Source organism: Mycobacterium sp. KBS0706 (assembly GCF_005938675.2).
Taxonomy (GTDB): domain Bacteria; phylum Pseudomonadota; class Alphaproteobacteria; order DSM-16000; family Inquilinaceae; genus Inquilinus.
This window is the reverse complement of sequence record NZ_VCCH02000157.1, coordinates 1-11111: the sequence shown is the minus strand read 5'-3', so window position 1 is coordinate 11111 and position 11111 is coordinate 1. Positions and strand designations below refer to the sequence as shown.

The 11111-nt window shown below is 69.5% G+C and carries 10 protein-coding genes; 4 read left to right on the top strand and 6 right to left on the bottom strand.

The annotated features are described in order from the left end of the window. Positions 1 to 100: 100 nt before the first annotated feature. The 4 genes from FFK22_RS39145 to FFK22_RS39130 are packed head-to-tail and all read right to left on the bottom strand — an operon-like array spanning position 101 to position 3508. On the bottom strand, positions 101 to 460 hold the full coding sequence (locus FFK22_RS39145; protein ID WP_138892098.1) for a VOC family protein: 360 nt from the start codon (positions 458 to 460) through the stop codon (positions 101 to 103). Between the two features lie 27 nt (positions 461 to 487). After that, positions 488 to 1339, bottom strand: a complete 852-nt coding sequence (locus tag FFK22_RS39140) for an AraC family transcriptional regulator (protein WP_138892099.1) — start codon at positions 1337 to 1339, stop codon at positions 488 to 490. Positions 1340 to 1394: 55 nt separating this feature from the next. Further along, entirely contained in the window at positions 1395 to 1937 is a 543-nt protein-coding gene (locus FFK22_RS39135; RefSeq protein WP_138892100.1) for a methylated-DNA--[protein]-cysteine S-methyltransferase, read from the bottom strand. Between the two features lie 56 nt (positions 1938 to 1993). After that, positions 1994 to 3508: an MDR family MFS transporter gene (locus FFK22_RS39130; protein WP_138892101.1), complete on the bottom strand. Its 1515-nt coding sequence runs from the start codon at positions 3506 to 3508 to the stop codon at positions 1994 to 1996. 199 nt (positions 3509 to 3707) lie between these two features. On the opposite strand from FFK22_RS39130, the gene FFK22_RS39125 reads away from it, so the two are divergent. Next, a complete protein-coding gene (locus FFK22_RS39125; protein ID WP_138892102.1) occupies positions 3708 to 4055 on the top strand; it encodes a GFA family protein in 348 nt (115 codons plus the stop codon). Between the two features lie 18 nt (positions 4056 to 4073). Here the strand turns inward: FFK22_RS39125 and FFK22_RS39120 are convergent, their stop codons facing one another. Both FFK22_RS39120 and FFK22_RS39115 read right to left on the bottom strand, forming a co-directional pair. Then, positions 4074 to 4997: a DUF4436 family protein gene (locus tag FFK22_RS39120; protein ID WP_138892103.1), complete on the bottom strand. Its 924-nt coding sequence runs from the start codon at positions 4995 to 4997 to the stop codon at positions 4074 to 4076. 82 nt (positions 4998 to 5079) lie between these two features. Next, a complete protein-coding gene (locus FFK22_RS39115; protein WP_138892104.1) occupies positions 5080 to 5985 on the bottom strand; it encodes a LysR family transcriptional regulator in 906 nt (301 codons plus the stop codon). A gap of 108 nt (positions 5986 to 6093) precedes the next feature. Between FFK22_RS39115 and FFK22_RS39110 the strand changes: the two genes are divergently transcribed. The 3 genes from FFK22_RS39110 (at position 6094) to ppk2 (ending at position 10972) form a co-directional block, all read left to right on the top strand. After that, the gene (locus FFK22_RS39110; protein WP_221939204.1) at positions 6094 to 7140 is read left to right on the top strand and encodes an SDR family oxidoreductase; all 1047 of its coding nucleotides are present in this window, start codon (positions 6094 to 6096) and stop codon (positions 7138 to 7140) included. A gap of 342 nt (positions 7141 to 7482) precedes the next feature. Continuing rightward, the gene (locus tag FFK22_RS39105) at positions 7483 to 9681 is read left to right on the top strand and encodes a hypothetical protein (protein WP_186002908.1); all 2199 of its coding nucleotides are present in this window, start codon (positions 7483 to 7485) and stop codon (positions 9679 to 9681) included. 373 nt (positions 9682 to 10054) lie between these two features. Continuing rightward, positions 10055 to 10972 (top strand): polyphosphate kinase 2, encoded by a 918-nt coding sequence (gene ppk2, locus FFK22_RS39100; protein ID WP_138892107.1) that lies wholly within the window; start codon positions 10055 to 10057, stop codon positions 10970 to 10972. Positions 10973 to 11111: the final 139 nt, after the last annotated feature.

Here is an 11111-nt window from a genome sequence, read left to right as displayed (position 1 = left end):
CTCTCTCCGAGGAGAGGGGATTGTTACCTCTCCCTCGGGGAGAGGTCGAAATCGCGCAGCGATTTCGGGTGAGGGGGTTGGCTCCGGCCCATCCGACCTGTCAGCCCATCGACACCGCCTCGACATTGTTGCCGTCCGGGTCGATCAGGAAGGCGGCGTAGTAGGTCGGGCTGTAATCGGCCCGCAGCCCTGGTGCGCCGTTGTCGCGGCCGCCCGCGGCCAGGCCTTGCGCGTGGAAGCGGTCGACCGCCGCCCGATCGGATGCGCGGAAGGCGACATGAGTGCCCGCGCTCGCAGTGTCGGAGCGGTACAGCCACAGCGCCGGCGCGCCGGCCGGGCCGAGGTCGGCATCGGCATCGCCGCGGGAGCACACACCGAGGCCGAGCGGCGCCAGCACCGCCTCGTAGAAGCGCACACTGGCGTCGAGATCGCGGACCTTCAGGCCGACATGGTCATACATGGCAGAACCTCCGTCGTGAGCCGGAGGTCATGCTGCAGCGATCGCGGTCAGCCTTTCTTGGAAGATCTTGCGGTCGCCCCGCGCCGCCTTCCGGAAGCGCTGCGGCGAGACGCCGGCGGCGCGGTGGAAGCTGCGGACGAAGTTCGACAGGTCGCCGAAGCCGACATCGTAGGCGATGTCGGTCACCGGCCGCGCATCCTCCACCAGCAGGCGGGCGGCGCGGCGCAGCCGGGCCCGCACAAGGTATTGATGCGGGGTGACGCCCAGGCTGCGGGCGAAGATCCGCAGGAAGTGGAAGGGGCTGAGGCCGACGGTGCGGGCGGCGCCGTCCAGGTCGACCGGCTGGTCAGCGTTGGCGTCGATCCACAAGGCCGCCTCGACCGCGCGGCGGCGGTCGCGCGCCGCGGGCTCGGTCGGCCGCGCCTCGCGCCCGGTCACCAGGGCGACGAAGCGGGCGGCGAAGGCGATGCCGACCTCGTCCAGCCCCAGGTCGCTGCGGCCTGTCGCGGCGGCCTGGGCCAGTTCGCCCAGCACCATCAGCCCGGGCAGCGGCGGCATCGCCCCGGCGCGCCAGGCGGCAGGGTCGTCGCCGATCGCCTCGACCAGCGCGGGAGCCAGCTCGAAGGACAGGCACTCGTCGCCGCCATGGTGATGGTCATGGGTGCAGGTGAACTCGTCGCCCGGATGGCCGACCAGCACCGACCCGGCCACCAGCTCGTCGGTGCGGCCCAGCTGCCGGCAGCCGAAGCTGCCGCGCCGGACATAGGAGACGGAATGGCCGGCATGCAGCTCGGTGAAAGGCCGGTCGCCCGGCCCGGCGCTGCACCGGTAATCGAACACGGCCATCGACGGGCGTCGCAGGATCTGTTCGGCGAGCATGCGCCGACTCTGCCCCCGCCCGCCGCACCGGGCAAGCCCAGTCGGCTGCGCCTGGTCAGTCGAACAGCGAGGCCTGGGCGGCGGCTGCGGCGCCTTCGATCCGCAGTATCCGCAACTTGGTGTCGACCCCGCCGGGGGCGGAGAAGCCGCCGGGCTTGCCGCCGGCCGCCAGCACCCGGTGGCAGGGCACCACGATCGGGAACGGGTTGTGCCCCATCGCCTGGCCGACGTCGCGCGCCAGCAGCGGGTCGCCCAGCCGCCTGGCGATCTCGCCATAGGTCATGGTCGATCCCGGCGGGATGGCGCGGGCGATGGCATAGACCCGGCGCTCGAACTCCGGCACCCGGTCGAGGTCGACCGGCACGTCGGACAGGTCGATGCGCTCGCCGCGCAGCAGGGCGCCGATGCGCTCGATCACCTGAGTGATTTCGGCGGATGGCGTGCCCGCCTCGGCACCGGGACAGCGGCGGAGCAGGCGCATCCGCGTCTTCTCCGGCGTCGACCCCGGCAGTTGCACGCCGGTGATGCCGCGCGGGCCCCAGGCGATGCCGCAGGGTCCGATGGCGGTCTCGAACAGGGTGTAGAGATGCTCGCTCATGGGCCGGATCCTACCACCCGGCTCCCGGTCGGTCGGCCCGGTTCTTGCGGTCAAACTCAGTGGCCGACCGCGGCCGGGCCTGGCTCCGCCGCCTCGATCTCCACCTCCCGCGGCCTGGCGCCGGCCGGCCGCGGCGAGATCGGGATCAGCCAGATGGTGACGAAGGTCAGCACCGCCATCGCCACCACGCCCAGGAAGGTCCAGTGCAGCGCCTGGTCGAAGACGCCGCGGACGGCGGGATTGGCGGCCAGCTCGGCCAGGCCCGCCGGCTGGTTCAGCACGTCGTGCACGCTGGCCGCCAGCGTGCCGCTGCCGAAATGGACGATGCCGATGTTCAGGATGGCGCCCAGCGCCGTGGCGCCGATGGTGCTGCCCAGGTTGCGCGCGAAGATGATCGACGCCGTGGCGCTGCCACGCATCGACCATTCAACGCTGTCCTGCACCACGGCGATGGTGGTCAGGCTGATCAGCCCCATGCCGAAGCCCATCAGGAAGGCGCCGGCGCCGGCCACCACCGGGTGGGTCTCCGGCGTCAGAAACAGCAGGAAGCTGGCGCCCACCGGGAACAGCAGGCTGCCGACCCGCAGGGTGCGGCGCACGCCGAAGGCACGGTACAGCCGCTGCGACAGCATCACCGCCAGCGGCCAGCCGAACACCAGCATGCTCAGGGTGAAGCCGGCGGTGATTGGCGACCGGCCCAGCACGCCCTGGACATAGACCGGCAGGATGGTGGTGAGGCCGATCAGCGCCATCCCGGCCAGGAGGGTGGCGATGTTGCTGGTGGCGATCAGCCGGCGGCCCCACAGCTCGAGCGAGATGATCGGCTCCGGCGCCCGCCGCTCCTGCCACAGGAACAGCCACCCGGCGACCAGGAACAGCAGTCCCAGCCCGCCCAGCACCCAGCCATCGGCGTCGGTCTCGGTCAGGATCACCAGCAGCGACACGATGGCGGCCGAGAACAGCGCGGCGCCGGTGTAGTCGATCCGGACCTGGCGCGGCTGGATCGATTCCCGCAGGAACAGCAGGAAGCCCAGGATGGTCAGCACGCCGAAGGGCAGGTTGAGCCAAAAGATCCAGGCCCAGGACAGGTGGTCGACGATGACGCCGCCGGCCAGCGGCCCGATGACGGCGGAGGTGGCCCAGACGCTGGCCATCATGCCCTGCGCCCGGCCGCGTTCCTCCAGCTTGTACAGGTCGCCGATGACGGTCATCGTCACCGGCGTGATCGCGCCGGCGCCCAGGCCCTGCAGCAGCCGGAACAGGATCAGCGACCCCATCGACCACGCGAAGCCGCAGAGGACCGACCCGACCAGGAACAGGATGGTGCCGCCGACCAGCACCGGCTTGCGGCCGAACACATCCGACATCTTGCCGTAGATGACGGTGGTGGTGGACTGGGCCAGCAGGAAGGCCGAGAACACCCAGCTGTAATAGGTGAAGCCGCCCAGCTCGCCGACGATGCGGGGCATGGCGGTGGCGACGATCGTCGCCTCGATCGCGACCATGAAGGTCGCCAGCATGATCGAGGCGATGATGAACGGGCGCTTCGATCGGTCGACGGCGGTGGACATCGGCGTTCCTCCGGGCCTCGGGCAGGCCGGTACGGCGGGCGGGGTCGCTGCGGATGACGGATGACTCATCCTACAACTGACTCGCTGCCGGCGGAGGGGGGTGCAAAGCTGCCATGCATTGGCCGGGTCCGGGGTTGCCTGGGATTGCCCCCGGGCGACGCCGGCCCAGCTTTCTGGACGGACACCAGGGGAGGGGGTCATGCTGTACAAGGGAAGCTGCCATTGCGGCCGCGTCGCCTTCGAGGTCGAGGGCGAGCTGACCGGGGTCGTGGCCTGCAACTGCTCGATCTGCTCGCGCAAGGGCGCGCTGCTCTGGGCGGTGCCGCATCTCGGCCTGCGCGTGCAGGCGGCGCCCGTGGACCTCGGCACCTACCTGTTCAATCGCCACGCCATCCAGCACCGCTTCTGCCGGAACTGCGGCATCCACGTCTTCGCCGAGGACACCGCGCCGGGGACGAAGCGGTCGGCCTACATCAACATCCGCTGCCTCGAGGACATCGACCTCGCCGCGGTGCCGGTGCACGAATTCGACGGCCGGTCGATGTAGCGCCTCGGCGCCGCCGCTTCAGGGCCGGGGGCCGCGGCGCGCCCAGGCCGCGACGAACAGGCAAAGCGCGATGACGGCGCCGAGCTCGGCCCAGAAGAAGATGACGATATCGGCGCGAACCCCCAAAGGCGGCGCACCAGGCATCACGCTGCGCAGAGCGGGCAGCGCGAAGATCACGGCGCCGAGCGCGCCGACGAGTGTGACCTCGATGCGCCGGGTACCGACGAAGACGAGGGCGCCGATGACCAGGGCGCAAAGCGCCATCACGGTCATCGAGCCATAGATCGCGATGCTGAAGAACGAAACGGGCCCCGTACGGCGGACTGCGAATTGGAGCTCCAGGTCACCGGCGTTCTGCGCCGTCGCCTGCTGCGCCTTCACGGTGTAGCCGAGGAGACCTTCCCAGACCGTGACCCGAATCGGCAGCGACGCCCCCGTTCCGTCCTGGCTCGGCTCGCTCGCCGCCAGCGTCATGGCCGATACATATCGGTCCAGTGGATAATCGCGCACATTTCCGTCCTCGAGATCAAAATCGAAGGTGATCTCGGGAAGAGGTTGGCCAGCCCCGATCTGCACGTGCTCGACCTGCTTGCCGCGTCTGATCCTGATCAGGAAATCATGGTCCGCCGTCGCCGTCATTGCCGCGGCGAGGGACGGATCCGGCGTCACGCTGATCCGCATCCGGAGGGAATCATTGACCGGATCGACCTCGATCGGTTGCACATAAAGCCTGACCCGGGCATCGCCGGCCGGGGCGCCGAATTCGGTTTCGGTCGGCTCGCTCGAGATATCGAACCGGGTCAGCAGGAGAGCGTAGGCGATCGCGCATCCGGCCAGCAGCGCGGCCAGAATCAGGGCCCGGCGCAGCAGCAGAACCGGCCCTGTCGGCGAAGCTTCTTTGGCAGCGGTGTCGGTGGCCAATCTGTCGGAGACGACTTCCATGATCCCCACCAAGTTTCAGGGGATCATTTCAAAACCTGGGCCGGGGCGGCAAGGTCCGATCGGCTCCGCTACGTCCTAAGCCTTAGCCCCGGTCCAGCCCCGGGATGAGCGGCAGCGCCGCGGCCAGGTGGTCGACGACGGCGCGGACCCGGCGCGGCACGAAGCGGCCGGACGGGTAGACCGCGTGCACCTCCAGCGGCGCGTAGGCATAGGCGCCCATCACCCGTACCAGCGCGCCGCTGTCCAGCAGCGGCTGCACCAGCGGCAGCTGGGCGCCGCCGATGCCGATGCCGGCGCGGATCGCCTCGATCAGCACGAAGGCGTTGTTGGCCAGGAAGCGCGATTGCACCCGCACCTCCAGTGGCCCGTCCGGGCCGACCAGCGGCACCGCCTCGCCCGCCGCAGCCCAGCTGAAGCGGACATGCGGGTGGCGGGCCAGATCCTCCGGCGTCTCCGGGCTGCCATGGGCGGCGACGTATGCGGGCGAGGCCACCAGGATCCGCCGCAGCGTCGCCAGCCGGCGCGCCACCAGGCCGGGCGAGGCCAGGGTGCCGAGGCGGATGGCGACGTCGACGCCCTCGCCGATCAGGTCGGCATAGCGATCGTCGGCGATCAGCTCGACCGCCAGCTCCGGGTGGCGCTGCTGGAAGCCGATCAGGATCGGCGCCAGATGCGCCTGGCCCAGCCCGGCCGGGGCATGCACGCGCAGGCTGCCGGCCAGCGTGTCCGACGCCTCGGCCAGACCGTCCTCGGCCTCCGCCACCGCCTCCAGGATGCGCCGGGCCTGGGCGTGGTAGCGCTCGCCCGCCTCGGTCAGAGCCAGGCGGCGGGTGCTGCGGTTGAGCAGGCGCACGCCCAGCCGCCGCTCCAGCGCCGCCACCTGCTGGCTGACCGCCGGCTGGGTCAGGCCGAGATCCCGCGCCGCCGCCGACAGGCTGCCGAGCTGCGCCACCCGCACGAAGGTGGCCATGGTGGTGAAGCGGTCCATGTGTGATCGTTTCAAAGTTCTGCTTATGGATGATAGTCGATCCGGCGGCCTACTCAATCCATCCGGAATGAATGATCTCTAGGCCAGGACATTGGCATGGAGAGAGCGATGGACCGGAAGACGGCGCTGGTGGTCGGGGCCCAGGGGGTGATCGGCCGCAACCTGGTGGAGCATCTGGCGACGCTGGAGGATTGGCAGGTGATCGGCCTGTCGCGGCGGGGCGGAGAGACGGCGGGCCGGATCCGCCACATCGCCGTCGACCTGCTCGACCCCGCCGATGCGCGGGACAAGCTCGGGATTTTGAGCGAGGTCACCCATATCTTCTACGCCGCCTTCCAGGACCGGCCGAGCTGGGCCGAGCTGGTGCCGCCGAACCTGGCCATGCTGGTCAACGCGGTGGAGGCGGCGGAGGCGCCCGGGCTGCGGCACGTCAGCCTGATGCAGGGCTACAAGGTCTATGGCGGTCATCTCGGCCCGTTCAAGACGCCGGCGCGGGAGGACGACCCCGGCCCGATGCCGCCGGAGTTCATGATCGACCAACTGGCCTGGCTGCAGGCGCGCGCCGCCACGCGCGGCTGGGGCTGGTCGGCGATCCGGCCGGCGGTGGTCGGCGGCACGGCGCTGGGCAACCCGATGAACCTGGCCGTCGCCATCGCGGTCTACGCGTCGATGGCGAAGGAGCTCGGCCTGCCGTTCCGGTTCCCGGGCAGGCCGGGCGCCTATGGCAAGCTGCTGCAGATGACCGATTCCGGCCTGCTGGCCCGGGCCACGGTCTGGGCCGCGACCGACCCGCGCGCCGCCGGCCAGGCCTTCAACATCGCCAATGGCGACCTGTTCCGCTGGACCGATCTGTGGCCGTGCCTGGCCCGGTTCTTCGACCTGGAGGTGGCGCCGCCGCTGCCGATGCCGCTGGACACCGTGATGGCGGACAAGGAGCCGCTGTGGCGTGCGATGATCGACCGGCACGGGCTGGCACCGACGCCATATCGCGACGTGTCGTCCTGGCGCTTCGCCGATTTCATCTTCGGCCTGGACTACGACATGTTTGGCGACACCTCGAAGTCGCAGCGCTTCGGGTTCCACGAGGTGGTCGATACCGAGGCCATGTTCCTCGCCATCTTCCGAGATCTGCGCCAGCGCCGGATCATCCCTTGACCGGCCAGGCACAACAAAGCCGCAATTGAGGACTAGAACAGAAAGGCTCCCGGATCATGGGAGTTTTGAGAGCAGGTCTGCATAATTTGATATGATGTTCGCTTTCTAAGTCGGCAGGAGCGTCTTCGCTCTCCGACTGCGCCGATCGACTGATCACGACAAGAAGGCGTGCGGCGATGAAGGCTCATCGCCGCGACAACTCCTGGGCAATGCGAGTCCGATTGCAGGCCGGACGTCCCGCCGCTGGCGGCGGGGCGACACCGGCATCGCGCGCAGCCGGACGCATCCCGCACCTGCCTCCCCCAACCGCGGAGGCTGGCCCTCCGCACCCAGGAGGCCTTCATGGCAAAGAGACCCGAACCCCCGAAGGAGCAGGGCGTCACCGTGCGCGTGGCCCTGCCGGATGACGAGCGCGTCCGCAAGGCGTCGCTCGCCGTCTACGCCTTTTCCCAGGGCGGCAAGCTGATGGATGCGAAGCCGCTCGACGCCAAGGGCGAGGTCGCCCTGCGCGTGCCGATCGGCGCCGAGGGCACCAACCTCCGGCTGCTGGTCGGTCCGCGGCTCGAGGACCAGGACCGCTCGGTCGCCGAGTTGATGCGCCGCGGCGCGGTCGAGCGCCATCTGCGGGTCGATCGCGGCGTCGAGCGGTTGGCGATCGACATTTCGGTCGGCCTCGACACGATCCTGTGCTGGCTGCGCGGCCTGTGCGTGGTCCGCGGCACGGTGCTGAAGCGCACCACGCTGGGCGGGCAGAGCATCGACCTGCCGGTCTGCAATGCCACGGTCGAGGTCTACGAGGTCGACCGCTTCCCGATCATCCTGCCGAAGCTGCCGAAGCTGGTGCTCGACCGGCTGCGCGACCTGATCCTGCACCCGGTGCCACTGCCCGACCCGATCCCGGACCCGCTGCCTGGACCGTTCCCCGGGCCGTTCCCGCCCGGCCCCGGCCCGGACCCGGCGCCGTTCCAGGGCGCCGCCGCGCTGCGCCGGCTGAGCCCCGAGGTCGCGCCGCAGATGATGCACAGCCATGCCGAGGCGGCCACCGCCCTGGCCAGGCTGGACCAGGCTGGCGCCTTGCGCTTCACCGCGCGCACGGGCAGCGACCTCGACTTCCAGCGCGCGCTGCTGGACCACGAGCTGCTGCTGCGGCCGATCTTCTGCATCCTGTTCCCCGGCTTCTTCACCAAGCAATTGGTGGCCACGGCGCACACCGATGATTGCGGCCATTTCCGCACCCGGTTCTTCCAGGGCTGTCACAACCACGACACGCCGGACCTGTATTTCAAGGTCAAGCAGCGCTTCCTGTGGTGGGACATCGTCATCTACGCGCCGACACCGGTGCCCTGCTACACATGGTGGAACTACGCCTGCGGCAGCGAGGTGACGCTGATCACCCACCATCCGCTGGCGCGCACCTGCCCGCCCTGCGAGCCGGTGGTGGCCGGCGACAACTGGGTGCTGTTCACCGCGATCGGCCAGACCTCGATGAACGCGATCTTCGGCGATTCGCAGGCGCTGCAGGGCGGCACCACCCCCGCCAATCGCGGTCTGACCGGCGGCGGCGCGCCGTTCGGCGGCACGCTCAGGCCACAGTTGCTGTTCGACAACAGCCTGCGCGAGACCCTGGGGGTGAAGTACTACCGCCTGTTCTGGCGCCGCGCCGGCACCCTCGACTGGTTCCAGATGCTCGACGATGTCGGCCGCCACTACACCTATGACGGCGGCGGCGGGCAGCCGGTCAGCGCGCTGTACAAGCTGGGCCCGCTGTCGCCGCCCGAGGCGCCGGTGGCGAACCTGTTCGAGATCCCGCCCTCGCTGCCGCCGCAGGGCGTCTGGGGGCCGGTGATCGCGCCGGTCGACTACCAGAACGGCGTGTTCGACACCACGCTGCCGGCGCCGGGCATCACTTACAATGCCAATGGTGCGGAGGTTGGCACCGACCAGTCCGGCAAGTTCGAGATCCGGCTCGAGCTGTTCGACACCGCCGGCGCCCCGGTCGACATCGCAGCGCTCGGCATCCGCTACTTCGTGCCCGATGTCGACAACCTGGCCGGCACGATCACCACCGTCGACGCGGCGCCGCTGGGCCTGGTCGACGGCAGCGCGATGGTCGTGACCGTGCATGTCGACAACAACCCGACCTATGCCGAGATCGACGCGCCGACCATCGGCGCGGCCTCGGCCGACCCGTGCTGCGGCGTGCTCGGCTTCACCCCGGGCGACATGGTGACGCTGCCGTGGCGGGCGAAGCACAAGAACGGCTTCGCCAGCTACAGCTTCACCACCAAGCGGGTCGACGAGGTGGTGTTCTCGACCTCCGGGCCCGTCGGGCTGGTCGGCAATCACAGCACGGTGCAGAGCGCGCAGGGGCTGATGGACGCCAACCTGCCGGTCGGCTGCCTGCCCGGCGGCTGCAACGTCGCCGCCTTCGCCTCGCTCGAATACGTCACGGCGATGGCGACCGACGGCTGGAGCCGGCTGCAATATCTCGACAGCGCCGATTTCGAGGCCTTCACCCTGAGCCGCGGCGGCCCGGCCTAGGATCGGGGGCTCCCCGCTTTGGCGGGGAGTCTTGCCGGGGTCTGGATCCAGGGGCGTGACCGGATGGCCGCGCCCCTGGATCCGTCGTGTCACCTCATCGGGGGATAGCCACCGCCGGCCGGCTTGGGTGGAGCGGGCTCGGTCGCGGCCGGTTTGGCTTTCGGGTCGGGCTGGGGCGCCTTTGGATCGGGCTTTTTGGGGTCGGCCATAAAAACCTCCCTTGAATGAAATAAACGCAAATAATCAACGCTGGATAATATCATGATATGTGCCCGGCGTGCGAGACCCCTTCGTGTGCTGTCCGGCCGGCGACCGCTGTCACCAAATTGCATAAGCTTCCGGGTACACGGGTGCAGCATCAGGAGGCAGGCACATGACTGAGCTGAAAGACACCGAGACCCGCAACTGGCTCGAGATCGAGCTCGAGGACGACATGGACGAGGAGCTCGAGCAGGCGGTCGACGACGCCCGCGTCCCGCCCGAGCTGCGCGCCCTGCTCGAGACGCGCCGGAAGAACACCATCGACCGCCACACCTATTTCAACGAGCTGCTGCGCCTTCAGAGCGAGCTCGTGAAGCTGCAGGACTGGGTGCACCACAAGGGCCTCAAGATGGTGGTCCTGTTCGAGGGCCGCGACAGCGCCGGCAAGGGCGGCGCCATCAAGCGCATCACCCAGCGCGTCAATCCGCGCACCTGCCGGGTGGTGGCGCTGCCCGCCCCGTCCGACCGCGAGAAGACCCAGTGGTACTTCCAGCGCTACGTGCCCCACCTGCCGGCGGCCGGCGAGATCGTGCTGTTCGACCGCAGCTGGTACAACCGCGCCGGCGTCGAGCGCGTCATGGGCTTCGCCAGCGAAAGCCAGGTGGAGGACTTCTTCCGCGACGTGCCGGAGTTCGAGCGCATGCTGCTGCGCTCCGGCATCATCCTGGTGAAGTACTGGTTCTCGATCACCGACGAGGAGCAGCAGCTGCGCTTCCTGATGCGCATCCACGACCCGATCAAGCAGTGGAAGCTGTCGCCGATGGACCTGCAGTCCCGCGTCCGCTGGGAGCAGTACACCAAGGCCAAGGAGGCCATGTTCGAGCGCACCAGCATTCCCGAGGCGCCCTGGCACATCGTGGAAGGCAACGACAAGAAACGGGCGCGTCTGAACTGCATCTCGCATCTGCTCTCGGCGGTCCCTTACGAGGAGGTGCCGCATGAGGAGATCGCGCTGCCGGAGCGGGTGTTCGATCCGAACTACGAGCGCCGCACGCTGCCGGCCGAACTCTACGTGCCCCAGCGCTACTGAGGCGCAGGGGCCGGGCGTTCACCCCGCCAGCCTCGCCGCGATGCCGTCGAGCAGCAGGCCGAGGCCGTAATCGAACGCCGCATCCGGGTCGGCGTCGCGCACCGCCGCCATGCCCTCGGCCAACATCGGATAGGCCGCC

Excerpts from the sequence above, each read along its gene's own strand:
- FFK22_RS39110 (WP_221939204.1), top strand. The coding sequence starts at position 6,094 with ATGGACCGGAAGACGGCGCTGGTGGTCGGGGCCCAGGGGGTGATCGGC.
- ppk2 (WP_138892107.1), top strand. The coding sequence starts at position 10,055 with ATGACTGAGCTGAAAGACACCGAGACCCGCAACTGGCTCGAGATCGAG.
- FFK22_RS39135 (WP_138892100.1), bottom strand. The coding sequence starts at position 1,937 with ATGAGCGAGCATCTCTACACCCTGTTCGAGACCGCCATCGGACCCTGC.
- FFK22_RS39115 (WP_138892104.1), bottom strand. The coding sequence starts at position 5,985 with ATGGACCGCTTCACCACCATGGCCACCTTCGTGCGGGTGGCGCAGCTC.
- FFK22_RS39105 (WP_186002908.1), top strand. The coding sequence starts at position 7,483 with ATGGCAAAGAGACCCGAACCCCCGAAGGAGCAGGGCGTCACCGTGCGC.
- FFK22_RS39140 (WP_138892099.1), bottom strand. The coding sequence starts at position 1,339 with ATGCTCGCCGAACAGATCCTGCGACGCCCGTCGATGGCCGTGTTCGAT.
- FFK22_RS39120 (WP_138892103.1), bottom strand. The coding sequence starts at position 4,997 with ATGGAAGTCGTCTCCGACAGATTGGCCACCGACACCGCTGCCAAAGAA.
- FFK22_RS39125 (WP_138892102.1), top strand. The coding sequence starts at position 3,708 with ATGCTGTACAAGGGAAGCTGCCATTGCGGCCGCGTCGCCTTCGAGGTC.
- FFK22_RS39145 (WP_138892098.1), bottom strand. The coding sequence starts at position 460 with ATGTATGACCATGTCGGCCTGAAGGTCCGCGATCTCGACGCCAGTGTG.
- FFK22_RS39130 (WP_138892101.1), bottom strand. The coding sequence starts at position 3,508 with ATGTCCACCGCCGTCGACCGATCGAAGCGCCCGTTCATCATCGCCTCG.